This is a genomic window from Pseudonocardia sediminis, assembly GCF_004217185.1.
Taxonomy (GTDB): Bacteria; Actinomycetota; Actinomycetes; order Mycobacteriales; family Pseudonocardiaceae; genus Pseudonocardia; species Pseudonocardia sediminis.
In genome coordinates this window covers 4497028-4523596 of sequence record NZ_SHKL01000001.1, presented here as the reverse complement: position 1 = coordinate 4523596, position 26569 = coordinate 4497028, and the positions used below count along the sequence as shown (strand labels likewise).

Genomic DNA, 26569 nt, shown 5'->3' with positions numbered 1-26569 from the left:
GATCGCGCCACGAGCGGGCGCGACGGTTCAGGACAGGACGAAACCCGCGTAGCCGTGGTCCGAGGACTCCCTGCACTTCTCCAGGTAGAGCGGCAGTCCGCCGGGATAGGCCAGCAGCTCGGTCTTCTTGCCGGGCACGTTGGCGTTCATGTACCAGGAGTTGGCCAGAGGGAAGGTCGTCGCCGCGGCCAGCGCCCCGAGGTGGTCGTTCCACTCCTGCTCGGCCTCCGGCGTGGCCTCGATCCGGGTCAGACCGTTGTCGCGCAGGTGCACCAGGCAGTCGACGACCCAGTCGCCTTCGAGCTCGGCGCAGGTGGGGCCGTTGCAGAACGCGGACGGGCTCTGCGGTCCGTAGACGTAGAGGATGTTCGGGAATCCGGCCGTCGCCCGGCCGAGAGCGGTCCGCGTGCCCTCGCGGAACGCGTCGCCGAACGACTCGCCCCCCGTGCCGCGGACGTCGATGTCGGTCAGGCCGCCGGTGAACGAGTCGAAGCCGGTGGCGAGAACGATCACGTCGAACTCGTGCTCCCGTCCGTCCGCGGTGCGGATCCCGTTCCGGGTGACCTCCTGGATGGGGGCCTCGTGAAGGTCGACGAGCTCGACGTTGTCCTGGTTGAACGCGTCGTAGTAGGTCCACTCCAGCGGGCAGCGCTTCGTCCCGAACGGGTAGGGCGGGACCGAAGGCACGAGCTTCTCCGCGAGAGCCGGGTCCTTGATCCGCGGGAGCGTCTTCTCGCGCCAGAACGCGTAGATCCGGTCGCCGACATCGGAGTTGAAGAACATGTCGGCGTAGCCGCCGAGCCAGATGTGCAGGCCGCCCTTCGACCAGAGGTCCTCGAGCGTCGCGGTGAACTCCTCGTCGGACACCTCCGCCGTCGGCGTGAAGATCACGTTGTACTCGAGTCCGGCGAACGTCGTCTCGCGGTACTCGAACAGGTGTGGATACCGCTGACGCAGCTCGTCGTTCGCCGCGGCGTCGAGCTTGCGGGAGTACATCGGGATGGCGGTGGCCGGCGTGCGCTGGAAGACGGTCAGGTGCGCCACGTCCGGCGCGATCGTCTGCACGACCTGGACGCCGCTGGCGCCGGTCCCGATGACGGCGACCCGCTTGCCCGTCATGTCGTAGTTCTTGGGCCACCGGGAGGTGTGGAACGAGTCGCCCTGGAAGTCCGCGAGCCCGGGGAAGTCCGGGTAGAGCGCCTTGGAGCCCGTGCCCAGCATCGGGAGGAGGAAGCGCGCCCGCGAGAGGAACGTCTCGCCGGTCCGTTCGTCGCGCGTTTCGACGGTCCACCGGTCGGTCTCCTCGTCGAACCGGGCCGCGATGACCCGGCTGCTGAACCGGATGTCGCCGGCGAGGTCGAGCCGGTCGATCACGAACCTGAAGTAGGCCTGCAGCTCCTCCTGACCGGGGTACATCTCGGACCAGTTCCACTCCCGCCAGATCCGCTCGTCGGAGAACTGGTAGAGCGTGGCCTCCGTGTCGACCCGGGCCCCCGGGTACTGGTTCCAGTGCCATACGCCGCCCGCGTCGGAGCCAGCCTCGTAGACCTTGACGGCGAAGCCCAGCGACCGGAGTCGCTCGAGCTGGTAGATGCCCGAGAATCCGCCTCCGACGACCAGGACGTCGAGGTCGTCCGTCACCGCGCGCCGGTCGGCCAGCAGGTTCGTCATGTCCATCTTCCCTCACGGTTGAGTGCTGAGAGTCGATCCGCGACCCGGATTGCGCGCCCACATCGCACATATGCGTCGGTCTACAAAGTCCACGTAAGACGCCATCAGGCGTTCAGTCTGTGTCGCGGATCACACTGGTGAGTATGCGTACGGAGCGCGTCGATGTCAACCATCGCTAATTCCAAGCGGCCTTAGCCGGGCACCGACCGCCCGCCTTCGGAGACAGTGCGGTCGACCCGGCGGGTGTCGTCGGCCTGGCGGCGGCGGGCCGGACCGGCGGCTGCGGGTTGCGGGCGCGGTGGCGCGGACACCCGCGCATCACGTCCACTAGGGACGGTTGTCAAGGGAACCCGCATCTAAGGGCGCACTCTCGGCCGCTCCCGACAACTGAACCCATAGGTCAGCGACTCTTGATCTTCGTGACGATCCACTCGTGAGCCAAGTCAGGTCGCATGGTCTCAGCTTCGCTCTCGGTGGTCGGCTGACCACCGGGTGAGCGGTCGGGCCTGGTCAGTGGTGGGCGCGGGACTCGACGGTGGTGAGCCCGAACCCGGCGATGAGTTCGCGGATCGGCCGGTAGTAGCTGTGCCGGACCTCGTAGGGGCCGGCGGCGGCGAGCGCGGCGTAGGCGGCGATCCAGGTGCGGACCTCGTGCGAGGAGTTCCCGGCGATCCGGGTCATCTCCTCCGGAGTCCACGCGTCCAGTGGCGACAGGTCCCCGGAGGCGAGGATCGCCATGAGCTCGCGGTCCCACTCGGGGGCCAGGTCCTGGATGGTCGCGGTCCCGGCGGCGAACTCCTTCGCGGTGTCGATGACCCGCTGCTGGCGCGCCTGGCGGGCCTCCGGGGTTATCGGGCCGCCCTGGCCGAGCAGCATCGTGCGCTGCTGAGCGGTGGCGGTGTCCAGGCGCGGCACCGGCGGGTCGTGCGAGAGCCCACCAGAAGCGATCAGCAGCACCTTGCGGTCCTGGCCGGCCAGGTACCGGCCGACGGCCTCGCCGAGCCGGCGCACCCGCGCGAGCGGGGTGAAGGGTGGCGCGACCGAGTTGACGAACACCGGCACGACCGGCTTGGCGCGGATGTCGCCGAACAGGATCTCCATCGGCTGCACCGCGCCGTGGTCGACCTGCATGTCCAGCGACACCGCGAGGTCGACCCCGTCACCGATGACCGCCTCGGCCAGTCCCTTGGCCAGGTCCTCGGGGACGTCGAGGCGGCCGGCCTGGCTGCCGTAGTCGCCGATGCTCTCGGCGCCGTAGCCCACGCAGAACGCCGGCATCAGGTTGTAGAAGAACCCGTTGTAGTGGTCCGGGCCGAAGCTGACCACGACGTCCGGGTCGAAGTCGGCCGCGAACCGGCGGGCCTGCTCGAAGGTCGCCTCGAGCTCGGCGCTGACCTCGGGGTCGAGGTCGGCGTGTGCGAGCAGCGGGCTGTGGCTGGTCGCCACCAGAGCGAGTGGCATCAGCGCTCGCCGCCGCGGCCGAGCAGGAAGTCCAGGTGGATCCGGTTGAACGTCGGGGTGTCCTCGTACTGCGGCCAGTGCCCGCACTCGTCCATCACCGCGAGGCGCCCGTTCGGGATCAGCGACGCGATCCGCTCGCCCTCGTCGACCGGGCCGGACGGGTCCTTCGTCGTCCAGATCACCAGCGCCTCGGCCTGGATTGCGCGCAGGTCGTCGTCGCTGATCATGTTCCGCTTGCGGGTCTCGAGGTCTTGGAGGGCCATGTTCGACTCGCACGCCTTGAGCCAGTCGGGCTGCTGGAAGATCGCCTGCCGGGTGCGGATCAGGTCGTCGGTGACCATGGTCGGGTCGGCCATCAGCCACTCCAGGCGGGCCTTGACCCGCTCCCAGGACGGGTCCTTGGCCGCCTCCATCGACAGCGTGTAGAGGCGCTCCATGACCTTCGGGTTGGCCATGGTGCCGCCCATCGTGTTCAGCACGATCTTCTCGACGCGCGCGGGGTGCTGCTGGGCAAACCGCGCGGTGACCCAGCCGCCGAGCGACTCCCCGGAGAAGTTCGCCTTCTGCACGCCGAGGGTGTCCAGGACATGGTTGAGCTGGTCGATGTAGTGCGGGATCTCCAGCGGGTGGTCGGGCTTGCTGGAGTAGCCGTGCCCGATGAAGTCGATCGCCCACACCGAGAAGTGCTCGGCGTGCGCGGCGAGGTTGCGGACGTAGGCCTCGGCGTGGCCGGTGATGCCGTGCAGGAACAGCAGCACCGGCTTCGACGTGTCACCGGCGTGCAGGTAGCGGGTGCGGTAGGGGCCGGCCTGCAGGAAGCCCTGGCTGAACTCGACCTGGTTGAGGTCGTTCCAGACACTGGTATACGGGCGGGTGCTCATCGCGCGGTCTCTCCCATCGTGGCGTCGTCCCGGTCGGTCGGGCTGGCCTGCGGCACAGTGATCGGCACCGGCCGAGTGCTGTAGGCGGGTCGGCGGGCTGCGGTCTCGATGAGGCTGCGCACCGGCGCGGCGAGTACCGCCTCGAGCGCGGCCTCGAGCGCGTCGAGGGCTTCGGCGTCGTCCCAGACGGCGGTCCTGTGTCGCCAGGCGACGTAGCCGTCCGGGCGGACCAGCAGCGCGCCGGCCTCGTCGATCTCGCGGATCCGGTGCCAGTTGCCGTACGGGTCGATCGTCCCGGGCTCACCGACGACCACCGGGCGCAGCAGCGGCAGGTCGAGCTTCTGTGCGGCGCGTTTCCACGCCTGCCCACCGATACCGGTGAGCAGCGTCAGCGCGCCCTTGCCGACGACGTCGAGAGTGGACACGCGGGTGCCGTCCGGCCCGACCAGCCAGGCGTGCGGCAGCTTCGCGCCCGGGCGGGTGGTGGCCTGCAGGTACACCTCCCGGTCGCGGAGCCACTGCTCCGGTTCGGCGCCGGGCTCGTCGACGACGGCGCCGGAGGCGTAGCGCTGGTTGAGCTCGACGCCGTGGGCGTTGAACTCGGTGTTCTTCAACTCGAGGGCCTCGTAGAGGCGTTCGCGCAGGGCGACGCCCTCGGGGCTTGCCTCCTTGAGTTTGACCAGGCCGTCGCGGACGGGGTCGTCGCTGCCGGTGGCGAACCACTCGCGCAGCCCGGCGTAGTCCTTGCGGGACTGGTTGGCGCGGGCGACGATCTGCTCGCCGACCGGAGCCCGCTCCGGGGTGTAGGAGTCGAGCAGGCCGGTGCCGGCGTGGCCCTTCACGACGAACGCGGTCTTCCAGGCGAGGTTGAACGCGTCCTGGATGGAGGTGTTCGAGCCGAGCCCGGACGACGGCGGGTGCCGGTGCACGGCGTCGCCTCCGCAGAACACCCGCCCGGACTGGTAGTTCAGTGCGTGCTGCTGGTTGACGTACCAGCAGGACTTGCTCAGCAGCTCGACCTCGAGGTCCGGGTCGCCGACCAGGGTGCGGATCTGCGCGAGGACGACGTCGTCGGACAGGTCGGGCTCACCGTTCGCCATGTCGAAGCCCCACCCGGCGATCCACTGCGTCCACGGCTTGATCGCGCGCAGCAGCCCCATGCCGATTTCGCCGAAGCCGGCCTTCGAGTTGAAGATCCAGTGCAGGATGCTCGGGCGGTGAGCGACGTAGCGCGACAGGTCGGCGTTGAACAGGATGTAGGCGGTGCCGGCGCGGGCGAGCTCGCCGTCGAACGGCAGCCCGACGTCCTCGGCGATCTTCGACTTGGCGCCGTCGAAGCCGAGCAGGTAGCGGGTGCGTTGGCTGAACACGTGCCCGGTGCGGGTGTCGCGGAAGCGGACGGTGACGCCGTCGTCGTCCTGGACGTGGTCGAGGTATTCGGTGTTGTAGCTGATGATCGCGCCGCGCTCGGTCGCGTTCTTGAGCAGGATGGGTTCCATCAGCGGCTGTGGGAGGTCGAGCATCCCGCATGGGCTGCCGTTGAGGTAGTCGCCGTAGCGGCGGTCACCGGTCCCCCAGGTCTGCAGGCGGATGATCTCCTCACCGGCCAGGCTGGTGGTGAACAGCGTGTCGCCCATCTGGTCCCACGGGGTGGCGTACTTGCGGGCCTCGGTCTCGATGCCGAGGTCGCGCAGGACCTCGACGGCGCGCTGGTTGGTGATGTGCGCGCGCGGCGAGTTCGCGACTCCCGGGAACATCGTGACCCCGTGCACCCGCACGCCGTAGGTCGCCAGGGCCAGCGCCGCGGTACCGCCGGCCGGGCCGAGACCGACGACGATCACATCCGTGTCGAAGCCCCCGCGCGGGGTGAACGGGGTGAACGCCGGTGGCGGAAGCGTCGTTGAGTCCATGGCACCTTCTCGAGGCGGGCCGGACGGAACCGGCACGACTGTCGTGTCACCCGCCCGTCAGCGAGCGAGCTGAGGCTGGTCAGTCAGGTCGAACAGGGGAAGTCGCGAGGCCGCGAGGCGCGGCCGGGCCGTGCCGGCGTCCGCGCGGCGGACACCAGCACGGCGGATCCCGGCGGTGCTCAGACACCGGCGCCGGCGGGCTGGGACAGCCCGGCCAGCACCTCGTCGGTGGTGGTGATCTCGGCGAGCAGGCCCAGCGACTCCAGCGAGGCGGTGTGCGGCCTCGGAGCCGGCCGAGCAGGCGTCGGCGACGACCACGGTGCGGTAGCCGAGGTCCGAAGCGTGCCGGGCGGTGCCCTCGACTCAGGCATTCGTGGCGACCCCGCAGAACACGACGGTGTCCACCCCGGCGGCCTTCAGGGTGGCGTCGAGGCCGCTGTCAGAGGACCCGCCGACCCGCTTGTGCGTGACGACCTGGTCGCTGTCGCGGGGGATGACCTCGTCGGTGATCGCGGCGCCGGTGCTGCCGTTCTGCAGGCACTGGGTCTGGGCGACCATCCCGAGCAGCGGGGAGTTCGCGTTCCGGTCGGCGTAGCCGGGCTTCCAGGCGACGGGGGTGTAGAGGACGGTGGCTCCGGCCGTGCGGGCGCCGCCGAGCAGCCGGGCAGCGGAGTCGATGACGCCGGTGCGCTCGACCTCGGCGCGGAAGAACCCGGCGAACGCGCCGTCCGGGCCGACGATGTCGTTCTGGAAGTGCACCGCGACCACCGCGGTACGGGAGGAGTCGAAACTCATGACGATCTCCCTTGAAGAGGGGAAGCTCAGTGACGGGGCCGCGGTGTGGGCGGCCGGTGGCCCGGTCTGGGCCGGGTCGCCGGTCAGGCGCGGGCGAGGATCGACGAGCCGATGTCGGCGATGTCGCGCTCGGTGGTGAACGGGTTGGACAGGAACACCGAGCACATGTCCACGCCGGACTCGCGCATCAGCTAGGTCTCGTCCAGCAGCTCGTCCGGGGTACCGTAGAGTCACCAGTAGTCGACGAGTTCCTTGGTGATCAGCGGGCGGTGCACCGGGTCCAGGCCGCGCAGGTACTTCGCCCCCACCTTGAGGTAGTGCGGCGCGTTCGGGTTGCTCGGGTCGCCGAGGTAGGCCATCGCGGCGTCGGTGGAGGCCTTCGCGATGCCCTCGCCGAGCTCGTCGACGTGCTCGTTCACCCAGGTACGAGCTTGATGCTGCTGGTCTGCTGTGAGGCCAGCGCCAGGTACTGATACGGGTCGCTGAACAACAGCGGCCCCTCCCCGACACCGAAGTGGCTGGCTCCGAGGTCCTCGGCCCGTCTCGCCAGACCGACCGAGTCGATCTTCGCGCAGGTCCCGACGCAGAACTCCATGACTGCTCCCTTGCGGATGGGTTCGTGCCGATCACGCGGTCCCCGCGGGCCCAGGGCGACCACCCTCGGCCGCCCACCTCCCCCGGCGCCACGTCGAGCCCGCCAACTTCTCGCCCAGATCGATCTGACTACGTTGAGTAGCTGACATGCTAGCGTGCTGGCAGCACAGTAGAGCTAGGGCTGGCAACACCACAAGGGGAGAACCTGATGAGTTCCGCGACCGCCCGCGCCGGCGACGATCCCGGCTACCCTCGGCGCGTGAGCCGCCCGCAGACCGTCCGCCTCGACCGGGGCGCGAGCCGTCTCAGCCACGCGGTCTACGACCAGCTCAAGGAGCGGCTGCTCGACGGCCGCTACGCCGCGGGCGAGCAACTCTCCGCGGCGGAGTTGCGGACCGAGTTCGACGTGAGCAAGCAGCCGATCATGGAGGCCCTGCGGCGACTGTCCGGCGACGGGTTGATCGACATCATTCCGCAGGTCGGGACCCGGGTGGCGACGTATCAGCCGCACGAGGTCGGCGACTTCTTCGTCATGTTCGGCGGGTTCGAGGGCAGCATCGCGGGGATCGCCGCGACGCGCCGGACCGCCGAGCAGCTCGCCGACCTGGACGCGATCAGCCGCCAGATCGACGAGCTGCGCTCCGAGACCGACGTCGCCACGCGCTCCCGGGGCTATCGGCTGTGGAACCGGCGCTTTCACGAGGCCATCCACCTGATGGCGCACTCCCGGGTCATGGCCGAGACCAGCCGCCGGATGTGGGACCTGTCCGACTTCCTGATCAACACCACCGGGTCGCCGAACCCGCTGAGCCCGGCCCTCGACGAGCGCCACGAGGACCACGAACGCATCCGCGCCGCCCTGCACGCCGGTGATCAGCAGACCGCGCGCGCAGAGATGGAATCCCATATCGTGCGCACCTTCGATGTCATTCAGGAAGCCGAAGATGCGCGCGGGGCGAGCTGAGGCGCCGGGACCCGACCAGGTCAAGTCGGCGAACGACCGGCGCACTCTCTTGCGGCTCTTCCGGATTTGGAGTGCGAGCGCGCCGCAGTGGAGTAGGGAGCGGATGCGGTAGTTGATCAGGTTGCGGAAGCCGAGGGCGTTGCGGCGAAGGGCCTCGAGCGGCCGTTGATGGCCTCGGTGGGCCCATTGGATGCGCGGTGGGAGAAGTAGGCCAGGACGTCGTCGCGGTGCCGGTGCAGGGGTGGGCGTAGGCGGCCCTGCGGACCAGGCTGGCGCTGCTCACCGACCGCCAGCGGTCGAGGTGACCTGGTGGGCCTACCCGCCGGCGGGCACGAGCGCGTCGAATCCGTGCTCGGTCTTGAGGGCGACCGCGTCCTCAAGCGTTTTGGGATCGCAATACAGGAAGCGAGGCGGCTTCATTGCCTGTCCCATCGTCGTGTCGAAAAGCGGCCGAATGGGACCCGACCGCCCGTGGTGGTGATGGCGCGCCGGCGCACCGGCTTGTCGGCACGCTACTGCCGCGACGAGGCCCTCGTACTGTCCGAGTACACAACAGTAATGCTGCAACGCAGTGGGTGTTCCCAGTACGGTGCCGTCGCCGGGTCTGATCGGGAGTCGGGCGAGGAGCGGGACTGTGCGGACTCAGAACGACCACGACATCCGTCATGGCTTGCCGGGGTCGGAAAGATCGCAGCTGCGGTAAATGCCAGCACTAGGCTTCCGCACCTGCTGGATCTGATTGCACGGACGGCTTGTGATCTGACCGGCTACGAGGGGAGCGGCGTCCTCCTCTCCGACGACGACCGGCGCAAGCTGGTGATCTCCGGAGTCCACGGGCTGTCGCCGGACTACGTCGCGGCGGTCAACGATCGCCACACCATTGCCCTGGGTTCCGGGCCGCCCGCCGACGGTCCGTCCAGCCGGGCGTTCGTGACTCAACAGCCGGTGCCGATCTCCGACATCCAGTCCGACCCGTCGTTCGAGCCCTGGGCTCACGAGGCGACACGGCACGGATACCGCGCGATCGTCGCCATTCCGATGCTCGTCCGGGGCGAGGCGGTCGGCACCCTCAATTGCTATCGGCGGGTCGTGCACGAGTTCGGCTCGGACGAGCTCGCGCTCTTGGCGACCCTCGCCAACCAGGCTGCCAGCGCGTTGCAGAGCACCCGGTTGATCGCGTCGCTGACCGAGCAGCGGCGGCTGCTCGAACAGGCTGAGGAGATCCACCGCGAGCTGACGGCCCTTGCGCTCCGGGCCGGTGGCGTTCAGGGGGTCGCGGACGCGCTGGCGCGGTTGCTGTCCCGTCCGGTCGCGGTCGCAGACCGCAACGGTGCCGTGGTGGCCCGGGCGGCGGTCGGCGATGCCGGGGTGGGCGACCCCCTCCCGGTCGAGGCGGACCTCGGTTCGACCGGGATCGCCGACGTGCCGGGCGCGGGTCTGCTGTCCGCGCCGGTGATGCTGGGGGAGGAGGTGATCGCGCGAGGGCTGCCTGGGGATGACGACGGGCTGAGCGAGCTGGACCGGCGGGCGGTGGAGCACGCGGCGATCGTCTGCGCCCTGGAATTCCTGCGCCGCAGGACCGCGACGGACGTCGAGTGGAGGCTGCGTGGCGACCCGCTGACCGATCTGCTGGCCGGCATCGACGCCGAGTCGGTCGCGGCGCGGGCCGTCCCTCTCGGCCACGACCTGACGTCACCGCACACGGTCGTCGTGGCGGCACCGGACGACGACCCGGACGCAGTCCGACACGTCCTCGGTGTCGCGCAGACGGTCGCCGACCGGTGTGACCCACGACCGCTGGTCACCACCTCGGGCGGCCACGTCGTGCTCCTCTGGCCGGATCCCGGTCGGGGACCGGCCGCACACGACGCTGCGGACCTGATTCGGACGAGCGCGCGCCGGGTGCTCGACGGCCGAACCGTGACGGCCGTTGTCGGTCATCGCCGGGATCGCGTCGACCAGTTGCGTCCGGCCGTCCGCACCGCTCGGGGCGCCCTCGATCTCGGACGCCTTCGCAGTCGCGACCGCACCATCGCGCTGCCGGAGCTCGGGGTCTACGGCCTGCTCCTGCAGCTCGACGACCCGCACGAGCTGCGCCGGTTCACCGAGCTCACGCTCGACCCGTTGCGCGAGCACGACGACCGGCGCAACGCGGAGCTCGTTCGGACCGTCCGCACCTATCTCGACAACGGCATGAACGTCGCCCGCACCGCGACCGAGCTGTACGTCCACCCGAACACCGTCGGCCTGCGACTCAAGCGCGTCGAGGAGCTGACCGGGCTGTCGATGCAGAACGCCGAGGCGCTCCTCCAGCTGACCGTCGCGTTGATGGCGGACGACGTTCTCGGCTCGACCGACACGTCCTGACTGTCGGAAAGCACCGCCCGCTGCGCGATCGCTGTGGCTCCCCACAGTGTCCTGGAGTCGTCCCCCGCTCACGATGGGCCTCTCACACCACGTCAGAGAGGACTGGCCCGTGATTCAGCACACCGGATCGCGCGCCATCGTGGTCGGCGGCTCGATCGGCGGCCTGACCACGGCGTTGTTGCTGCGACGGCACGGCTTCTCGGTCGACGTGTTCGAGCGCAACCCGGAGCAGCTCGACAACCGGGGCGGAGGCATCGTCCTCCAGCCGATCACGATGAAGTGGTTCGACGGGCACAGCGCCCGCCGCATCGACGAGCTCAGCACCAGCAGCCACCACCTGCGCTACCTCGGTCCGGGCAACGAGATCGTGCACGAGTCTCCCGCCGAGTGGCGCTACACCTCGTGGGGATCGGTCTACCGCGCGCTGCTCGGGGACTTCGACCGGGACCGCTACCACCTCGGCGAGTGCTTCTGCGGCTTCAGCCAGGACGCGGACAAGGTCGAGCTGCAGTTCGTGTCCGGCCGCCGCGAGATGGCTGACCTCGTGGTGTTCGCCGACGGCATCAGCTCGGCCGGCCGGCGTCGCTTGTTCCCCGACCTGGAGCGGGAGTACTCCGGCTACGTCGGCTGGCGAGGAACCGTCCGCGAGGACCAGGTCAGCCCGGAAACACACGCGCTACTCGACGACGCGCTGAACTACAGCATCGGCGACCGAACGCACGTCGTGCTCTACACGATCCCCGGCATGGACGGAGAGCTCGAGCCGGGCAGACGGTTGCTGAACTACGTCTGGTACCGCAATGTCGAGGCCGGAGCGCCGCTGCAGGAACTGACGACGGACATGCGCGGCTTTGAGTGCCCGGTCTCCGTCCCGGCGGGACAGGTGCAACCCCGGGTCATCGAGGAGCTCAAGGCCTCGGCCCCAGCCGAGCTCGCGCCCGCGGCGGCCGAGGTTATGACGCAGACCGAGAACCCATACGTGCAGGTCGTGTTCGACACGCGGATCCCCGGCATGGTCGACGGGCGCGTTGCGATCCTCGGTGACGCCGCGTTCGCCGCCCGCCCACACGCGGCTGCCGGCACCGCGAAGGCCGCCCACGACGCGTGGACCCTGCACGACCATCTCGCCGAGACCACCGACATCACCGAGGCGCTCAAGCGCTGGGAACCGGGCCAGCTCGAGGTCGGCAACCAGCTGATCGATCGCGTCTCGGCGATGGGACGTCGCTCGCAGCAGACCAACACCTGGACAACGGGCGATCCTGACCTGCAGTTCGGGCTTCTCGGTCCCGGCGCCTGACCACCCTGCCGCTGACAAGGCCGAACGAAGGAGTTCACGATCCGTGACCACCCGATGCCGGAGTTGCGCGCGGACACCGACATCGTCATGCGGATCTCGTAGTCGACGATCTGTGGCACCGACGCGCACATCGTCGAAGCCGGCGCCTTGAAATGCAAAGGGGCCGACTCGGCAGCCGGCGGCGGTGTCGTCCGTCGTCCGGATGATCGTCTCCAACGACTCCAACGAGAATGCCAACGCTTACGTTCGCCGTTGGCGGATCACACGAGATCGCCGCTCGACATCAACTTGGATGCTGACCAGCACTGATGCCGTCGGATGATCACAAGTCACTACCGCCGTCGAGCGAACTTGAGACCCGTCAGGTCGTCGGTTCGAACCCGACCCGCCCCACTTTGTGCAGATCGGCGCGTCGGGGCGCGATCATGAGACTCATAACCCCTTCAATGATCGCGCGGTGTCATCGGCCCTGTTCGGTGGTCCACCGTTGATCAGCACGCGATCGACGCGCGGGCGGGGTCGAACGGACGTGACCGCGACTCGGCCGCGATAAAGTGCACTGTATGAGCGCCGACCGGGACGAGTTGCGCGAGCTCGTCGAGCAACTTCCGGAAGACCAAGTTCCGACGGCCCTCGCCGACGTACGCCGGCATCTGGCCGAGGCGCGCGGCCGTTCCTGGCCGCCCGCGTTCTTCAGGGCCGGCCGCTCCGGTCGCGGCGACGTCGCCGCCCGCGCTGAAGAGATCTTGGACGAAGGTTTCGGCCGTCCGGCGTGATCGTCTGCGACACGGGACCGCTCGTCTCCGCAGCCCTGGCGGACGACGACCACCAGCACACCTGTGTTGAGTTGTTCACCGGGCTGCACCTCGCCGGGCGAGAGCTTCTCGTCCCGTCGACGGTCGTGGCGGAGGTCGGCTACCTACTTGCGCGGGAGGCCGGCGCCGAGGTCGAGGCGATGTTCCTCGGCTCGATCGCGGACGGCGACTTCCGCTCGGTCGATCTGATTCCGGAAGACTTCCGGCGTGCGGCCGACCTGGTACGCCGGCCTTCCGCTCGGCACGACCGACGCGACGGTGATCGCGCTGACCGAGAGACTCGGACTGACTGAGGTCGCCACGCTCGATCGTCGGCACTTCTCTGTCGTCCGCCCGCGGCACGTCGATGCGTTCGTTCTACTTCCCTGACTCGGACGACCAGGACCGCAGCGGCGGCGTCGGCACGTCCGGACCCACGAGCCTGTTCTGTCGGCTACTCCCTCGAACCGCCCGGCGCGCCGCTGTCCGGGGTGTGGTGGTGGGTCATCGTCCCGTCAGGCGGGCGACCACTGGGGCGAAGTCGTCGATGAAGGCCTCGTTGATGCTGATGTAGGAGACGCCGAGTCGATCGCGGCGGCGTTGCAGCTCGTCGACCATGTCGTCGACGCTGCCGCGGATCATGCTCAGCGAGTCGTGCTCGATGAGGGTCTGCGCGTCGGCGCCGATGAAGCCTTCCATCCATGGTGGGACGTGCTCGCCGACCACGAAGATGTTCATCGCCAGCTCGATGTCGCGGCCGTCGGCGGCGGAGCGGACGTCCTCGATGTGGCCGGCGAACTCGTCTCGGGTGATCAGGACGCTGCCGGTGAAGGTCACGATGTCGGCCTTCGCCCCCGCGAGACGTCGGGCCTTCGGGCCGCCGACGGCGAGCATCACGGGTGTGTGGGTGTCGCCGTCGAGGTGTCGTACGTGGTCGAGCGTCGCGGAGATGGAGTCGAGCCGGTCCTGGCCGGTGCCGTAGGGCAGGCCGAGCTCGTCGGCCTGCTGGCGCATCGAGGGCAACCCGGTGCCGAGACCGAGCTCGAACCGTCCGTCGGTCAGGGTGGTGAGGCTGTGGGCCTCCCACGCCGCCGCTCGTGCAGTGCGGAGTGGGACGGCGTAGACGTAGGTGCCGACGCGCAGCCGGGTGGTGACGGCGGCGGCCATGGCGAGTCCGGCGGTCGGGGTCGGCATGTTCAGGTTGTCCGGGGACAGCAGCGTCGAGTAGCCGAGCTCTTCGGCGCGGCGGGCGGTGTCCCGCCATGACGCGCCGTCCTGAGCTGCGGCCGCCACGCCGAACCGGAACGCCTTCATCAGGTCTACCTCTCTCGTCGTGGCCCGTGCCGGCCGCCGGGCCGACCGGTTCTCCGGCCGAGAGCGGCGACGTCGTACTCGATGCTGGCATCCGGGGATGGCACGCGCGCGCCGTCGATGTCGTCGTACTGCACCGGCGAGGTCCTCGCGGTGCTGGACTCCCCGAGTCCGACGGACGGCCGAGCGCAGGTCCTTCCGGTCGGTCCAGGGGAGGTCCCATCCCGTGGGCCGTGTCGATTGTCGGTGTGCCCCAGGCCGGATCCCGGGTTGAAGCCGATGTCGGTGTCGCCTACCGTCCCTGGTCCCGGTTGAGATGACAGCCGCCCCCCGAACGGCGCGACGAAGCGCGTTCGGCACGCGATCTGATGCGAGGTGGGCTGTGCTCCGGGTATGCCATGCCGTTCGGCCGTCGTCGGGTTCCTCGGGGGACCGCGTCGTCCATCGCCACCCCACGCCGGACCGGCGTGCACCGAGCGGGCCTTCGCCCGACGGCGGCCCTCCGGACCGGCCGCGGTGGTCGCCGTCGTCAGCGGGACCGGCGCCGTGCCGGGGAGGCGGGCATGCCTGAGAACCGGTTCCGGATGGCGGTCGAGGCACCGGACGACCACGTGCGAATGATCCGGGTCGCCGGGAACCTCGACCGTGCCGCGGCGGCGGGCCTGCTGCGGCTGATCGACGCGCAGGTGCGGCTGCACCGCTCGGGGCACCGCCGCCTCACCCACCTGCTCGTCGATCTCGAGGCCGTCCACAGCTTCGAACCCGGTGGTCTGCAGGTGCTCCGCCACGCCCGGCACAGCACCGCCGGACACGGTGTGGGGCTCCACATGGCCGGCTGTTCGGGACGTCTGCATCTGCTGCCGTTGCGGGCGCGGCAGGTACTCGGCGAGTTCAGTACCTTCCCCACCGTCGAGATCGCACTCACGGAGCTGACCGGGGTACCGCGGTCGTCCGACTCCGGTGATCTTCCCGCACCACGCCGCTCTCCCGAGCAGAGACCCGCCACGGGTGCACGACGGGGACCGGGCGACCTGCTGTCGTCAGGACGGGGGCCTCATGACCCGGCAGGTCGTGCACCGTTGACCGAGGAGCTGATGTAGGCGTCGACGGCGTCGCGGGACACGCGCAGGGACTTGCCGAACCGGTTGCTGCCCAGGGTGCCGTCGTGCAGGAGCCGGTAGACCGAGGCCCGGGAGATCCGCAGCTCGACGGCGACCTCGCTGACCGTCAGGAACCGGCGGGGGTCCTGGCTCGGGAGGTCGTGCTGGGTCATGGGCTCTCCGGTCGTGGATGGGAGGACCGTCCGGCGGGAGGGGTGCGTCAGGCCGGACCGGGTTCGTCGAGCTCGATCTCCTCGTGGCTGACGCGGTCGTGCAGGGTCTGCTCGGTCGTGACGACCCGGGTGACCATCCGGACCCGTTCGACCGGCACGACCTCGGTGACGAGGCGGACGCGCTCCTCGTACCGCACGACCTCGTGGACGTCGGGGGCCGGCCCGGTGGTGCTGGGCGGCTGCCGGTCGAGGGGGAAGGGGTCGTACTCGAGGTGGACCACCTGGCGGCGCACGGGGACCGTGAACGTGACGTTCTCGGTGATGACCGAGGTCACCATCCTGGCCCGTCCGGTCTCGACGAAGGCCCGGTCGATCCACAGCCGTTCCTCGGAGCGGACGAGGACGCCGTCGTCGTCCGGAGAGGGCTCGACCGGGGGAGCGGCCGGGCGGACGCCGTAGTGGCGCGTGAGCTCGGCGGCCTCGGCGGGGGCGATCGTCGTCCCCGGTGCGTGCGGGGGAGCGTCGCGGAGGTGGTCGGCCCCGTAGGGCAGGTGCAGGGTGGTGCCGTCGAAGGTGGATCCGTCGAGGGGGACGACGGCGGTGCCGCGCGCCCCGTCGACCCCGGCCCAGACCGGACGCCCGGTCCCGGCCTCGGTGTAGACCGTGGCCACGGCGCCCAGCGGCTCCCCGTGGGCTCCGGCGACCGGCGTGCCGATCGGGACCGTCGCGGTCATGGGTCGTCCTCGTCCCTGTCGGCCCGCACGGGGTGCGGCGCGTGTCGTGGCGTGGGGGCCGGTGGTCCGGGCGGGCGTACCGCCCGGACCACCGATCGGATCAGCGCCGGTCGCCGCCCGCGTCCCGGTCGGTACGGCCGGTCGTCGTGCGGTCGCCGGTCACGTCGACACCCTCGGTGCCCTCGACCTCGATCTGCTCCTTGCGCAGGGTCTCGTCGACCTGCTGCTGCTCGGTGACGGTCTCGGTGCCCAGCTTGACCCGCTCCACCGGAACGGTCTCCTTGCCGGCCACGGCGCGCTCGGCGGTCAGGGTGACCTCGTGGGTCTCCTCCGAGAGGTCCTTGCCGGCCAGCGCGTCGGCGCGGTTGGTCTCGGTGATCGGTTCACGCTCGAGGGTGACCTCCTCGTGCGAGACCGGGACCGTGGTCGAGACGTTCTCGGTGACGATGTGCTTGCGCAGCCGGGCCTTGCCCACCTCGCGCCGTTCGGTGCTCACGCGGAGCTGCTCCTCGGAGCGGGTCATCGCGTCGTCGGTCGTCGGGCCCGAGGTGTCGCGACCCTGGATCCCGGCGTCGCCGGAACGGTCGCGACGGTCGTCTACGGCGGACCGGTCACCGACGGCGGACTCGCCACGGCCGGTCGCCGAGGTCGTGCCGGCGTCCATCCCGTAGTGCCGGTAGAGGTCAGCCTCGTCGGTCTCGCTGATCGCGGTGTCCGGGTCGTGGTGCGGCGCGTTCTTGATGGCGGCCTTGTCGAACGGCACGGTCAGCGCGCGACCGTCCCAGCTGCCCTGCTGCAGCGGCACCAGGCTCACGTGGCTGCCGAACAGGCCGCTCGTGACCGCGACCCACTCCGGCTTGTCGGTGGCGTTGTCGAAGTAGACGGAGTCGACCTTGCCGAGGTCGCCGTCGGTGCCGTGGACCTGGGCCCCGGTCAGTACGTTCGGGTCGTCGATGCCGGCGATCGTCATGTGTGTCCGTCCCTGTCCGCCGGGGACGCGTCCCCGGCCGACGGTGTTGCGGTGTCCGCTCCCCGGTCGGGGAGGCGGGCGGTGTGCGCCACGGGCAGGAGAGCCGCGTGGCACGCTGCACCGGACGGCAGGGTCACTGCGCGCCCGGGAGATCAGGAGCGGTGCGTCCCGGTCGAGCTGCCGCGGCCGTCGGTGCCGTCGCGACCGATGCCGGAGGTGGCGAGGTCCTGGGTCTTCGCCTGGGCCAGGCGGGCCTGCTCGGCGACCGCGGGCGCGTTCGCGACCTGGTCGGCGACCCGGGGCTTCTCCTGGTCGTACGCGGCGAGGGTCTTCTCCCAGCGGCCACGCATCGGTGCGATGCCGCCACCACCGACGGCGACGATCGCGATACCCACCACGGCGGCCAGGAAGGCATAGAGAACGGCGTTGACGACGTTCGTCGCGATGCCGAGCTGGTCGAGGGCGGCGATCACGCCGAGGCCCAGGATGAGCCCGGACACGATGTTGGCCAGGAGGCGGCCGTAGGACAGGCCACCGAGGCTGTTCTGGATCAGGTTCTTGGCGGCAGCGGCCACGGCGGCGGCGATGACCACGATCAGGATCGCGACGAACACCAGCGGCAGGTAGGAGATGATCGCGGCCAGGTAGTTGCTGATCGGGTTGGGGCCGAACACGCCGAACGCCGTGGAGAGCACGAACAGCATCACGGCGTAGAACACGATCCGCGCCAGGATGTCGGAGGCGTCGTACTGGCTCTTGTCCAGCGCCTTCTTCACCCCGCCGCGCTCGACGAGGCGGTCGAAGCCGACCTTCGTCAGGATCTTGGAGAGGATCTTCTGCAGGAGCCGGGCCACGAAGTAGCCGATGATCAGGATCAGCAGGAAACCGACCAGCTGCGGCAGGAACGACAGAAAACTCGACAAAGCATTGTTCAGGGCTTGCATGAGACGCGCTCCACCTTTTCGTGGCAGGCCGAGGAGATCTGAGGCGGATGTCGCAGACCGTTGTCGACGTACAGGTCGTCGACCTGCACGTTCATGAGGGGGAAACGGCCGTCGAGCCTGCTCGTTGAACCTCGGCGGAGGACCGTCGCAGGTCCGAGTGTCGATCGTCGCAGCTCAGTGGTGTCGTCTGCGGGGTAGCGCGTCTCCATGAGCGCAGCTACGGAAGGCGTGGAGATCCATCGTCGGGATCAGATGTTGTGTGACGGCGACGCGATGGTCACATGATCTTCACCAGGCCGGACCGCACATCGAAGAGCGTTTTCCGGACCCACCGAGAACGGTAGGTGCACCTGCTCCACAACGCAACTCGTGAGACGCCTGAAACAGGATCGGCCCGCGGACTGGGCCGAATGCTGGAAATGCGCGGGAATCGTTCGCGAACGGCCGGGGCCGTCGTCGGCCCGGCCCGTTCCGGCGGGGCACGGTCAGCACCGGGGAACGGACGCGCCTCCGGGCGTCGTCGGGGCGGCGAACGCGCCGTAGACCCAGCCGGTGTACTCGTCCTGCGGTGTCGAGCTGAGGAAGTCCTTGCCGGGCTCGGGGCTAGGCCACCGGACCCGGTACCAGTTCGAGCCCTGCCCGGTGTCGGGGCGGGGGTCGAAGTCGGTGACGGCGCGGCACTCCGCCCAGAGGGTCTGCCCCTCTGCCGCGCTGCCGATCTGTTCCCCGTCACGCATCCCGGACGACCGCACGATCAGTCCCAGCGGACCGGCCCGTGTCACCACCAGGGGCTCGACGTCACCGCCGGTGGACCGCCGTGCATCGTCCCGGCCCCAGTCGGGGAGAAAGGCGATCGCGGCCGCGGCGAGAAGGGCGAGCACGGCGCCACCCGTGACCAGAACGGTGCGCCGGCTCGGTCCGTTCCCGGTCGGTCGTGAAGGGGAGACGGGCACGGATTCCGTCGGTGCCGGGCTCTTGTCCCTGTTCTTCGCATCGCGTTCCGCGCGGGCGGCCGTGAGAAGTGCCCGCCATTCCTCGTCGAAGGTTCCGCCGAGAGCTGTGACGATGCGATCCGCGGTGTCGTTGCTCGAGACCGCGGTGCCGCTGAAGGTGTTCGACACCGCCCCCATGGAACGGCCGGAGTGACGGGCGATCGCCTCGACGGTCGGTCGGCCCGCCTGCTCCCGGAGCTGCTCCAGACGTGCGATCAGGGTGCGCCCCTCGGTCGTGCCGCCAGGCCGTTCACCGTCGTCGACCCGGTCCTGTTCATGGTTCTTCACAGGGAGCTGCTCGCCTTCTTCACAGCTGAAGATCACCTCAGGGGCCGGACCTCCTGGTCGGGCAAGATCACCCTACCGCTGCCGTCGGCGGTGAAGGGGTGAAGCCGTGAAGCCCCTTGTCGGGCCGTGACAACCGCCTAGATTCGTCGTCGTCACAACGGATCGACGTGGGGTTCTCGCCCCGATCACGTCGCACAGGATCCGTTCCCGTCCTGGCCGCTCCGATCGCCTTCTGCGGCCTTTTCGATAAGGAGTGGAATGTGAAGAATCTGTTCAAGCGGGTTGCCGTCACGGTGGCCGCCGCCGGAATCCTGACGTCCGGAATGGCCGTCGTCGCCGCTTCGGAAGCGATGGCGGCGACGCCTCCCTGCGGACTCGACTATCAGGTGGGCGAGCTTCCCGGAGGTCCTCTGAAGATCGTGTACTACACCATTCGGAACTGCAACAACAGCACGGTCAAGCGCAAGCTCGACATCGCCGGCACCACGGACGGCGAGTGCGTCACCGTCGGGCCCGGCAAGACGGTGTCGAAGGAACGCGTCATCACGGGCTGGGCGAGCGTCAGGGGCATGAAGTCCTGCTGACGATCGGCCCCTCCGAACCGCGGTCCACCACCGGTGACCGCGGCTCGACCCCGGTAGAGGAACGGCGGTGGGCGGCTCCCGAGGGTGCCGCCCACCCCGCGCCGGACCCGCCCGGTCAGCCGGTCAGGCCCGAGGCGCGGCCGGGGTCGTCCGGGCCCCACAGGGTGGTCGTGATCTCCCGCCTCACCAGGGGCACGACCTCCTCGGCGAAGCGGGCGAGGACCTCCTGCTGCTGCGGGTAGGGCAGTACCGGGTTGATCGAGATCGACTGGACGTCGTGGCGATAGCTCTTGTGGTAGTCGATGATCTTCGCCGCGACCCGTTCCGGCGTCCCGACCAGCGCGGGGCCGTGTGCGACGGCCTCCTCGATCGTCGTGAACGCCATCGTCTTGCCCTTGCGGGTGTCCCCGGCGTGGGCGGCGGCGAGCTTGGCCGCCGTCGCCTCGTAGATCGGGCGGTACTGGGCGACCGCGTCGTCGTCGGTGTCGGCGAGGAACAGCCCGCCGGAACCGGACCCGACGTAGCCGACCGACGGGTCGTGGCCGTGCTCGGCGAGCTTCTCCCGGTAGCGGTCGATCAGCACCTGGTAGGCCTCGCGCGGCTGCAGGGCGTTCGCCGAGAACAGCGGGTCGCCCCACTTCGCGGCGAGGTCGACGGCCTGTGTCGACGTCGCGGAGCCGTGCCAGATCCGGAACGGTCCGTCGAACGGGCGGGGGAACGTGGTGACGCCGTGCAGGTCGGTGTGGTGGATGCCGTCCCAGTCCACCGAGGTCTCGCGCAGCAGTCGTCGGAGCAGCTCGTAGTTCTCGGTGAGGTACTCGTACTGCTTCGCCAGCTCCAGGCCGAACATCGGGAAGTGCTTGTCCTCGTTGCCCTTGCCGATGACGATCTCCAGCCGTCCGCCGGAGAGCTGGTCGACGGTCGCGTAGTCCTCGGCGACCCGGACCGGGTCGAGCAGCGAGAGCACGGTGACGCCGGTGGAGAGCAGGATCGTCTCGGTCGCCCGGGCGAGCGCGCCGAGCAGCACGGTCGGCGCGGAGGAGACGAACTCGCCCTGGTGGCGCTCACCGACGGCGTAGGAGTCGAAGCCCAGCTTCTCCGCGCGCACCGCCGTGTCCACGACGCGTGTCAGGCGCTCGTGCACCGAGACGATCTCGCCCGTGACCGGGTGCGGGGTGTGCGGGACGATGTCGAGTACCTGGAACCTCACGGCGAGACCTCCGTCGGGTCGGTGGTGGTCGGTGACGGCTTGAGGCCGAGGTGCTCCCGCAGCGTCGTGCCCTCGTAGTCGGCGCGGAACGAACCGCGCTCCTGCAGCAGCGGCACGACGGTGTCGGCGAACTCGTCGAGACCGCCGGGCGTGATGTGCGGGACCAGGACGAAGCCGTCGCTCGCGTCGGTCTGCACGGACTCGTCGATCGCCGCGGCGACGGTCGACGCCGACCCGACGAACGTGTGCCGCGCGGTCACCTCGACGATGACCTCGCGCAGCGAGAGTCCCTTGGCCTCGGCGACGGCGCGCCACTCGTTCGCGGTGGCGATCGGGTCCCGGTACATCCGGACGCTGGCCCGGCCCTTGGACACCGTGTTCTCCCCGACGATCGGGTCCTCGGCCGGCAGCGGGCCGTCGGGGTCGCGGTCGGAGAGGTCGCGGTTCCACAGCTGCTCCGCGAACTTGATCGCGGTCTGGCCGCTGACCTGCTGGTAGCGCACGACGTCGGCCTTCTCGGCGGCCTCGGCGTCGGTGTCACCGAGGACGAACGTCGCGGCCGGGAGGATCTTCAGGTCGGAGTGCTCGCGGCCGTAGCGGGCCAGGCGGCCCTTCACGTCGGCGTAGAACGCGCGGCCGGCCTCGAGCTCGGCGTGCCGGCTGAAGATCGCGTCCGAGGACGAGGCCGCGAACTCGCGTCCCTCCTCGGAGTCCCCGGCCTGCAGGATCACCGGGCGGCCCTGCGGGCTGCGCGGGACGGCGAACCGCCCGGTGACGTCGAACTGGTCGGAGCGGATCGCGAACCGCCCGGGGTCGCCGTCACGCAGGAACTCGCCCGAGTCCTTGTCGGCGACGATCTCGTCGCCGTCCCAGGAGTCCCAGAGCGTCCCGGTCGCGGACAGGAACTCCTTGGCCCGGGAGTAGCGCTTCTCCTGGGGCAGGAAGCCGCCGCGACGGAAGTTCTCCCCGGTGAACTCGTCCCAGCTGGTGACGACGTTCCACGCGGCGCGCCCGGCCGAGAGGTGGTCCAGCGACGCGAACTGCCGTGCCACCTCGTAGGGCTCGTTGAACGTCGAGTTGATCGTGCCGGCCAGGCCGAGGCGGTCGGTGACGGCGGCGACGGCGGCGAGGATCGCGAACGTGTCCGGGCGCCCGACGACGTCGAGGTCGTAGATCCGCCCGTTCTGCTCGCGCAGCCGCAGTCCCTCGGCGAGGAACAAGAAGTCGAACTTCGCGCGCTCGGCGGTGCGGGCGAAGTGGGCGAACGAGGAGAACTCGATGTGGCTCCCGGCGGCCGGGTCGCTCCAGACGGTCGTGTTGTTCACGCCCGGGAAGTGCGCGGCGAGATGGATCTGTTTGCGCGGCACGGTGAATCTCCCCTTTATCGAGCGGTCGCGTAGCGGTTGGCCGGTCGGGCGAGGCCGAGGTTCCCGCGCAGCGTGTCCGACGTGTAGGCGGTGCGGTAGGCGCCGCGGCGTTGCAGCTCCGGGACCAGGTCGCGGGTGATGCGTTCCAGGTCGTAGGGCAGCGCGCCCGGCCGCAGTCGGACACCGGAGAGCCCGGCCGCCCGCCAGCTGAGGATCAGATCGGCCAGCTCGCCCGGCGTCCCGACGAACACGTGCGCGTCGCTGATCAGCTCCCGGCCCAGCAGCCCGTCCAGGCGTGCCTTGCGCTCGCGCGCCGCGGACGCGTCGGAGTCGAGGAACACGACCACGTCGCCGAGGACGTGCACCGGCTCGGCGCCGCGCCCGGCCCGGTCCTGTTCGTCGCGGACCTCACCGAGGATCCCGGCGGCGTCGGCGTCGTCGCGCGGGGTCACGAACACCAGGTCGGCCGCCCGTCCGGCGAGGCGGTAGGCGACCGTGCGGTGGGCCAGGACGGCGATCGGCGGCTGTCCCTGCGGCGGGCGCGGGGTGATCGAGGGGCCGCGCACCGAGAACGAGGCGCCGTCGAAGTCGATGTAGTGCAGCTTGCCGATGTCGACGAACCGGCCGGTCGCGACGTCCCGGATCTCGGCGTCGTCCTCCCAGGAGTCCCACAGCCGTCGCAGGACCTCGGCGTAGTCCGCGGCCTCGTCGAACAGGTCGGCCAGCGGGCCGGTGTCGTCGGCGCCGGGGGCGTCGCGGTCGAACGCCGGGATCTCGCGGCGGCCGAACAGTGCGGCGTCCTCGGGGCGGGCGGAGGTCCGCAGCTGCACCCCGGCGCGGCCGGTGCTGACGTAGTCCAGCGTCGCGATCGCCTTGGACGCGTGGAACGGCTCGGTGTGGGTGACGATCTGGCTCGGCACGATCCCGATGTTGCGGGTCACCGGGCCCACCCGGTTCGCGATCAGCACCGCGTCGAGGCGGCCGCGCACCTGGTCGGTGCGCGAGTCCGGGCGGAACGGCGACGACGACTGCAGGCCGAGCGTGTCGTCGACGGTGACGAGGTCGGCCAGGCCGCGCTCGGCCTCGGAGACCAGGTCGGCCCAGTACCCGCCGGTCAGCAGGTCGTGCGGGCGCGCGCCGGGCTCCCGCCACGCGGCGGGGTGCCAGCCGCAGTCGGCGAGTGCGACGGCGAGATGCAGGTCCGGCGAGCCGGACGTGGGCCCGATGGCCATCGGGAGTCCTTCCGATGAGCGGGGACGACTGAGCGGTACGTCGAACAGCCTGGGAGAACGCGCCGGGAGAGGTCCCGGCGCCGGGGCGCGGACGCGCCGGGCGTCGTCAGCGACAGCCCTGGGCCGTGACCCGGTGCAGATCCACGTGACGGCGACGCGTCAGGGGGCAGCGGCAGGACACACCACCGAGAGTTCGCCGCTGCGGCCACGGTGTCAACACACCCGTGACCCGGTCCCTGTGGCGCGTGCCACGCCGGCCCATCCGCGCCGAGGCGTCACGGCGAGTGAGCGATCGCGCTCTTGACAACTCGATCGGACGACATGTTCAGTGCGTTCGAACCATCGGTGAGCGGTCGAGAGTCCCGGCTCGTCGACACCGCAGCAACCCACGCCACCGTGGCGAGGTGGGTGCTACCGCCGGGTTCGATGGGAGTCGGTCATGTCGAGCGGAGAGCGGCTCCTCGCCGTGCGCTGGACACGGCGGCGCCACGTCGACCTGTGCCGGACCGACGCCGCGCTCTGTCGGTAGAGCCCCCGCGCGGCCGGTAGAGCCGCCGCCGCGCGCCGTCCGTCCCCCTCTGTCGTGGTGCCGTCCACCGTGGACCCGAGCTGTCCCCGGGGTCGCTGCTGCACGTCCCCGTGGAGTACCCCCATGTCCGCCGTCCCGCTCGAGATCCGGAGCGTCGACTACAGCGACCCGCTGGTCGTGCCCATGCTCGTCGAGCTCGACCACGAGTACCGGCAGCGCTACGGGCACACCCTCGGCGACCTCGACGAGGAGATGGCCCGGGAGCGCGAGCGGTTCGCCCCGCCCGACGGCGGCCTGCTGCTGATCCTCGACGACGGGGTGCCGGTGGCCGGCGGTGCGTTCCGCCGCTGGGACCCCGGGACGGCCGAGCTCAAGCGCATCTGGACGGACTCGGCGCACCGCCGCCGCGGCCTGGCCCGGCGGGTGCTGGCCGAGCTCGAGGCGCAGATCGCGCAGCGGGGCTACCGGCGGATCTACCTGACGACCGGGCCGCGGCAGCCCGAGGCGCAGGGCCTCTACCTGAGCACCGGCTACACGCCGCTCTACGACAGGCGTCTCGACCCCGAGGAGGTCGGGAAGCATCCCTTCGAGAAGCACCTGCACGGGGGCACCCCATGACCGCGTCGTCCACCGACACCCGCACCACCTCGTCCGACCCGCCGTCGCCGGGCGACCCGGACGCCGCGCTGACGATCGTGCCCGCCCGGCACCCGTGGCGGTGGGCGTCGGCGGTCGTCGTGGCCGTCCTGGTCGCGATGGCGGTCAACGCGCTGGTGACCAACCCCGCCTGGGACTGGGGGACGGTCGGGCAGTACCTGTTCGCGCCGTCGATCGTGCGCGCGGTGCTGCTCACGCTGCAGCTGACGGTGCTCGGCATCGTGATCGGGTTCGTCCTGGGGACGGTGCTCGCGGTGATGCGCCTGTCGCCCAACCCCCTGCTGCGCTCGGTCAGCTGGACCTACATCTGGATCTTCCGTTCGGTCCCGCTGATCCTGCAGCTGCTGTTCTGGTACAACCTCGCGCTGCTCTACCGCTCGATCTCCTTCGGCATCCCGTTCGGGCCGGCGTTCTTCGAGATCGGCACGATGGACCTGGTCAGCCCGGTGACCGCGGCCGTGCTCGGTCTCGCCCTGCACCAGGCCGCCTACGCCGCCGAGGTCGTGCGGTCGGGGTTCATCGGCATCGACCCCGGACAGCTCGAGGCCGCCGCGGCGCTCGGCGTCCCGCGGTGGCGCCAGTTCCGTCGCATCCAGCTGCCGCAGGCGATGCGCACCATCGTCCCGACGGCCGCGAACGAGCTGATCGGCCTGGTCAAGGGCACGTCGGTGGTCTACATCATGGCGCTCTCGGAGCTCTTCTACCAGGTACAGGTGATCTACACCCGGACCGGACGGGTCATCCCGATGCTGCTGGTCGCGGCCGTCTGGTACCTCGTGCTGACCACCCTGCTCTCGGTCGGCCAGTTCTACGTCGAGCGCCACTACGCCAAGGGTGCCGCGCGGACGTTGCCGCCGACGCCGATCCAGAAGGTCCGGGCCGCGCTGCGACGGCGGCCCGTCCGTCCCGCGGGCGACCGGGAGGTGACGGCATGACCGCCACACAGCCGCAGACCGTGACGCCGATGGTCGACCTGCGCGGGGTGCGCAAGAGCTTCGGGGCACTGGAGGTCCTGCGCGGCATCGACCTCACCGTCGCCCCCGGGGAGGTGACGGTCCTGCTCGGGCCGTCCGGCTCGGGCAAGTCGACGCTGCTGCGCACGATCAACCACCTGGAGAAGGTCGACCGCGGTTTCGTCGGCGTCGACGGCGAGCTGATCGGCTACCGGCGCTCCGGCGACCGGCTGCACGAGCTGGCCGAACGCCACATCCTGCGCCAGCGTACCCACATCGGGTTCGTGTTCCAGAACTTCAACCTGTTCCCGCACCTCACGGCGCTGGACAACGTCGCCGAGGCGCCGATCTCCGCGCAGGGCCGGCCCCGGGCCGAGGCGCTGTCCGAGGCACGCGAGCTGCTGGGCCGGGTCGGGCTCGCGGACTTCGCCGAGCAGTACCCGCGGCGCCTGTCCGGCGGGCAGCAGCAGCGCGTCGCGATCGCCCGGGCGCTGGCCCTGCGGCCCAAGCTGCTGCTGTTCGACGAGCCGACCTCGGCGCTGGACCCCGAGCTCGTCGGCGAGGTCCTCGACGTCATGCGCGACCTCGCCCGCAGCGGCACGACGATGGTCGTCGTCACGCACGAGATCGGCTTCGCCCGCGAGGCCGCCGACACCGTCGTCTTCCTCGACGAGGGACGCATCGTCGAGCAGGGGCCACCGGACCAGGTGCTCGACGCCCCGAGGGAGGGCCGCACGGCGGCGTTCCTCGGCAAGGTCCTGCACTGACCCCCTGGCCCCGACCCCTGG

General features: G+C 70.3%; 28 protein-coding genes and 1 pseudogene. 11 read left to right on the top strand and 18 right to left on the bottom strand.

Annotated features, from left to right (window positions below; translation table 11 throughout):
- Window positions 1-27: 27 nt before the first annotated feature.
- The 8 genes from EV383_RS20875 to EV383_RS31765 all read right to left on the bottom strand — a co-directional run bounded on the left by EV383_RS20875 (window position 28) and on the right by EV383_RS31765 (window position 7313).
- A complete protein-coding gene (locus tag EV383_RS20875) occupies window positions 28-1671 on the bottom strand; it encodes a flavin-containing monooxygenase (protein WP_130291479.1) in 1644 nt (547 codons plus the stop codon).
- 510 nt (window positions 1672-2181) lie between these two features.
- Window positions 2182-3132 carry a 3-carboxyethylcatechol 2,3-dioxygenase gene (locus EV383_RS20870; protein ID WP_130291478.1) on the bottom strand — a complete coding sequence of 317 codons (951 nt, stop codon included), beginning with the start codon at window positions 3130-3132 and terminating at the stop codon, window positions 2182-2184.
- Window positions 3132-4013 (bottom strand): alpha/beta fold hydrolase, encoded by an 882-nt coding sequence (locus EV383_RS20865; RefSeq protein ID WP_130291477.1) that lies wholly within the window; start codon window positions 4011-4013, stop codon window positions 3132-3134. The genes EV383_RS20870 and EV383_RS20865 overlap by 1 nt, the downstream gene beginning before the upstream one ends.
- A complete protein-coding gene (locus EV383_RS20860) occupies window positions 4010-5923 on the bottom strand; it encodes an FAD-dependent monooxygenase (protein WP_130291476.1) in 1914 nt (637 codons plus the stop codon). Before EV383_RS20860 ends, EV383_RS20865 begins: the two co-directional genes overlap by 4 nt.
- A 179-nt stretch (window positions 5924-6102) precedes the next feature.
- Window positions 6103-6294, bottom strand: coding sequence for a hypothetical protein (locus EV383_RS33270; RefSeq protein ID WP_341273741.1), 192 nt, complete (start codon window positions 6292-6294; stop codon window positions 6103-6105).
- Window positions 6287-6718, bottom strand: coding sequence for an isochorismatase family protein (locus tag EV383_RS33265; RefSeq protein ID WP_207223606.1), 432 nt, complete (start codon window positions 6716-6718; stop codon window positions 6287-6289). Before EV383_RS33265 ends, EV383_RS33270 begins: the two co-directional genes overlap by 8 nt.
- A 230-nt stretch (window positions 6719-6948) precedes the next feature.
- Window positions 6949-7137 carry a hypothetical protein gene (locus EV383_RS31770; RefSeq protein ID WP_207223605.1) on the bottom strand — a complete coding sequence of 63 codons (189 nt, stop codon included), beginning with the start codon at window positions 7135-7137 and terminating at the stop codon, window positions 6949-6951.
- Window positions 7134-7313, bottom strand: a complete 180-nt coding sequence (locus tag EV383_RS31765) for a hypothetical protein (RefSeq protein ID WP_207223604.1) — start codon at window positions 7311-7313, stop codon at window positions 7134-7136. Before EV383_RS31765 ends, EV383_RS31770 begins: the two co-directional genes overlap by 4 nt.
- Window positions 7314-7520: 207 nt before the next feature.
- On the opposite strand from EV383_RS31765, the gene EV383_RS20845 reads away from it, so the two are divergent.
- A complete protein-coding gene (locus EV383_RS20845; protein WP_130291475.1) occupies window positions 7521-8276 on the top strand; it encodes a GntR family transcriptional regulator in 756 nt (251 codons plus the stop codon).
- An 81-nt stretch (window positions 8277-8357) separates the two neighbouring features.
- Here the strand turns inward: EV383_RS20845 and EV383_RS32320 are convergent.
- Window positions 8358-8509 (bottom strand): annotated as a pseudogene (locus EV383_RS32320) (transposase); the annotation flags it as partial.
- A gap of 76 nt (window positions 8510-8585) precedes the next feature.
- On the opposite strand from EV383_RS32320, the gene EV383_RS20835 reads away from it, so the two are divergent.
- The 4 genes from EV383_RS20835 (at window position 8586) to EV383_RS20820 (ending at window position 13051) form a co-directional block, all read left to right on the top strand.
- The gene (locus tag EV383_RS20835) at window positions 8586-10643 is read left to right on the top strand and encodes a helix-turn-helix domain-containing protein (RefSeq protein WP_242623233.1); all 2058 of its coding nucleotides are present in this window, start codon (window positions 8586-8588) and stop codon (window positions 10641-10643) included.
- Window positions 10644-10752: 109 nt separating this feature from the next.
- Entirely contained in the window at window positions 10753-11943 is a 1191-nt protein-coding gene (locus EV383_RS20830; RefSeq protein WP_130291474.1) for an FAD binding domain-containing protein, read from the top strand.
- A gap of 563 nt (window positions 11944-12506) precedes the next feature.
- Window positions 12507-12719: a hypothetical protein gene (locus EV383_RS20825; protein WP_130291473.1), complete on the top strand. Its 213-nt coding sequence runs from the start codon at window positions 12507-12509 to the stop codon at window positions 12717-12719.
- Window positions 12716-13051, top strand: a complete 336-nt coding sequence (locus EV383_RS20820) for a type II toxin-antitoxin system VapC family toxin (protein ID WP_242623232.1) — start codon at window positions 12716-12718, stop codon at window positions 13049-13051. Before EV383_RS20825 ends, EV383_RS20820 begins: the two co-directional genes overlap by 4 nt.
- Window positions 13052-13241: 190 nt before the next feature.
- On the opposite strand, the gene EV383_RS20815 is transcribed toward EV383_RS20820, so the two are convergent.
- Window positions 13242-14051 (bottom strand): LLM class flavin-dependent oxidoreductase, encoded by an 810-nt coding sequence (locus tag EV383_RS20815; protein WP_130291472.1) that lies wholly within the window; start codon window positions 14049-14051, stop codon window positions 13242-13244.
- A gap of 560 nt (window positions 14052-14611) precedes the next feature.
- Between EV383_RS20815 and EV383_RS20810 the strand changes: the two genes are divergently transcribed.
- Window positions 14612-15148: an STAS domain-containing protein gene (locus tag EV383_RS20810; protein WP_165438425.1), complete on the top strand. Its 537-nt coding sequence runs from the start codon at window positions 14612-14614 to the stop codon at window positions 15146-15148.
- On the opposite strand, the gene EV383_RS20805 is transcribed toward EV383_RS20810, so the two are convergent.
- The 5 genes from EV383_RS20805 to EV383_RS20785 form a co-directional block, all read right to left on the bottom strand.
- A complete protein-coding gene (locus EV383_RS20805) occupies window positions 15103-15321 on the bottom strand; it encodes an excisionase family DNA-binding protein (protein ID WP_130291470.1) in 219 nt (72 codons plus the stop codon). The two genes, EV383_RS20810 and EV383_RS20805, sit on opposite strands and share 46 nt — an antisense overlap.
- Window positions 15322-15368: 47 nt before the next feature.
- A complete protein-coding gene (locus EV383_RS20800; protein WP_130291469.1) occupies window positions 15369-16055 on the bottom strand; it encodes a YsnF/AvaK domain-containing protein in 687 nt (228 codons plus the stop codon).
- Window positions 16056-16155: 100 nt separating this feature from the next.
- Window positions 16156-17025, bottom strand: a complete 870-nt coding sequence (locus EV383_RS20795) for a YsnF/AvaK domain-containing protein (protein WP_130291468.1) — start codon at window positions 17023-17025, stop codon at window positions 16156-16158.
- 152 nt (window positions 17026-17177) lie between these two features.
- Window positions 17178-17969, bottom strand: coding sequence for a mechanosensitive ion channel family protein (locus EV383_RS20790; RefSeq protein ID WP_130291467.1), 792 nt, complete (start codon window positions 17967-17969; stop codon window positions 17178-17180).
- Window positions 17970-18454: 485 nt separating this feature from the next.
- A complete protein-coding gene (locus tag EV383_RS20785; RefSeq protein ID WP_130291466.1) occupies window positions 18455-18850 on the bottom strand; it encodes a hypothetical protein in 396 nt (131 codons plus the stop codon).
- A gap of 10 nt (window positions 18851-18860) precedes the next feature.
- Between EV383_RS20785 and EV383_RS20780 the strand changes: the two genes are divergently transcribed.
- A complete protein-coding gene (locus EV383_RS20780) occupies window positions 18861-19115 on the top strand; it encodes a hypothetical protein (RefSeq protein ID WP_130291465.1) in 255 nt (84 codons plus the stop codon).
- 394 nt (window positions 19116-19509) lie between these two features.
- The gene (locus tag EV383_RS20775; RefSeq protein WP_130291464.1) at window positions 19510-19833 is read left to right on the top strand and encodes a hypothetical protein; all 324 of its coding nucleotides are present in this window, start codon (window positions 19510-19512) and stop codon (window positions 19831-19833) included.
- 115 nt (window positions 19834-19948) lie between these two features.
- Here the strand turns inward: EV383_RS20775 and EV383_RS20770 are convergent, their stop codons facing one another.
- The 3 genes from EV383_RS20770 to EV383_RS20760 are packed head-to-tail and all read right to left on the bottom strand — an operon-like array spanning window position 19949 to window position 23642.
- Window positions 19949-21043 carry an LLM class flavin-dependent oxidoreductase gene (locus tag EV383_RS20770; RefSeq protein WP_130291463.1) on the bottom strand — a complete coding sequence of 365 codons (1095 nt, stop codon included), beginning with the start codon at window positions 21041-21043 and terminating at the stop codon, window positions 19949-19951.
- Window positions 21040-22410, bottom strand: a complete 1371-nt coding sequence (locus EV383_RS20765) for an NtaA/DmoA family FMN-dependent monooxygenase (protein WP_130291462.1) — start codon at window positions 22408-22410, stop codon at window positions 21040-21042. Before EV383_RS20765 ends, EV383_RS20770 begins: the two co-directional genes overlap by 4 nt.
- 14 nt (window positions 22411-22424) lie before the next feature.
- Entirely contained in the window at window positions 22425-23642 is a 1218-nt protein-coding gene (locus tag EV383_RS20760; RefSeq protein WP_130291461.1) for an LLM class flavin-dependent oxidoreductase, read from the bottom strand.
- A 652-nt stretch (window positions 23643-24294) separates the two neighbouring features.
- On the opposite strand from EV383_RS20760, the gene EV383_RS20755 reads away from it, so the two are divergent.
- From EV383_RS20755 to EV383_RS20745, 3 genes are read left to right on the top strand one after another with little or no spacing between them, the layout of a single operon-like run.
- The gene (locus EV383_RS20755; RefSeq protein ID WP_130291460.1) at window positions 24295-24789 is read left to right on the top strand and encodes a GNAT family N-acetyltransferase; all 495 of its coding nucleotides are present in this window, start codon (window positions 24295-24297) and stop codon (window positions 24787-24789) included.
- A complete protein-coding gene (locus tag EV383_RS20750) occupies window positions 24786-25763 on the top strand; it encodes an amino acid ABC transporter permease (RefSeq protein WP_130291459.1) in 978 nt (325 codons plus the stop codon). The genes EV383_RS20755 and EV383_RS20750 overlap by 4 nt, the downstream gene beginning before the upstream one ends.
- Window positions 25760-26548: an amino acid ABC transporter ATP-binding protein gene (locus EV383_RS20745; protein ID WP_130291458.1), complete on the top strand. Its 789-nt coding sequence runs from the start codon at window positions 25760-25762 to the stop codon at window positions 26546-26548. The genes EV383_RS20750 and EV383_RS20745 overlap by 4 nt, the downstream gene beginning before the upstream one ends.
- Window positions 26549-26569: the final 21 nt, after the last annotated feature.

Excerpts from the sequence above, each read along its gene's own strand:
- EV383_RS20875 (WP_130291479.1), bottom strand. The coding sequence starts at position 1,671 with ATGACGAACCTGCTGGCCGACCGGCGCGCGGTGACGGACGACCTCGAC.
- EV383_RS20870 (WP_130291478.1), bottom strand. The coding sequence starts at position 3,132 with ATGCCACTCGCTCTGGTGGCGACCAGCCACAGCCCGCTGCTCGCACAC.
- EV383_RS20865 (WP_130291477.1), bottom strand. The coding sequence starts at position 4,013 with ATGAGCACCCGCCCGTATACCAGTGTCTGGAACGACCTCAACCAGGTC.
- EV383_RS20860 (WP_130291476.1), bottom strand. The coding sequence starts at position 5,923 with ATGGACTCAACGACGCTTCCGCCACCGGCGTTCACCCCGTTCACCCCG.
- EV383_RS33270 (WP_341273741.1), bottom strand. The coding sequence starts at position 6,294 with ATGCCTGAGTCGAGGGCACCGCCCGGCACGCTTCGGACCTCGGCTACC.
- EV383_RS33265 (WP_207223606.1), bottom strand. The coding sequence starts at position 6,718 with ATGAGTTTCGACTCCTCCCGTACCGCGGTGGTCGCGGTGCACTTCCAG.
- EV383_RS31765 (WP_207223604.1), bottom strand. The coding sequence starts at position 7,313 with ATGGAGTTCTGCGTCGGGACCTGCGCGAAGATCGACTCGGTCGGTCTG.
- EV383_RS20845 (WP_130291475.1), top strand. The coding sequence starts at position 7,521 with ATGAGTTCCGCGACCGCCCGCGCCGGCGACGATCCCGGCTACCCTCGG.
- EV383_RS20825 (WP_130291473.1), top strand. The coding sequence starts at position 12,507 with ATGAGCGCCGACCGGGACGAGTTGCGCGAGCTCGTCGAGCAACTTCCG.
- EV383_RS20815 (WP_130291472.1), bottom strand. The coding sequence starts at position 14,051 with ATGAAGGCGTTCCGGTTCGGCGTGGCGGCCGCAGCTCAGGACGGCGCG.
- EV383_RS20810 (WP_165438425.1), top strand. The coding sequence starts at position 14,612 with ATGCCTGAGAACCGGTTCCGGATGGCGGTCGAGGCACCGGACGACCAC.
- EV383_RS20805 (WP_130291470.1), bottom strand. The coding sequence starts at position 15,321 with ATGACCCAGCACGACCTCCCGAGCCAGGACCCCCGCCGGTTCCTGACG.
- EV383_RS20800 (WP_130291469.1), bottom strand. The coding sequence starts at position 16,055 with ATGACCGCGACGGTCCCGATCGGCACGCCGGTCGCCGGAGCCCACGGG.
- EV383_RS20795 (WP_130291468.1), bottom strand. The coding sequence starts at position 17,025 with ATGACGATCGCCGGCATCGACGACCCGAACGTACTGACCGGGGCCCAG.
- EV383_RS20790 (WP_130291467.1), bottom strand. The coding sequence starts at position 17,969 with ATGCAAGCCCTGAACAATGCTTTGTCGAGTTTTCTGTCGTTCCTGCCG.
- EV383_RS20760 (WP_130291461.1), bottom strand. The coding sequence starts at position 23,642 with ATGGCCATCGGGCCCACGTCCGGCTCGCCGGACCTGCATCTCGCCGTC.
- EV383_RS20755 (WP_130291460.1), top strand. The coding sequence starts at position 24,295 with ATGTCCGCCGTCCCGCTCGAGATCCGGAGCGTCGACTACAGCGACCCG.
- EV383_RS20750 (WP_130291459.1), top strand. The coding sequence starts at position 24,786 with ATGACCGCGTCGTCCACCGACACCCGCACCACCTCGTCCGACCCGCCG.
- EV383_RS20745 (WP_130291458.1), top strand. The coding sequence starts at position 25,760 with ATGACCGCCACACAGCCGCAGACCGTGACGCCGATGGTCGACCTGCGC.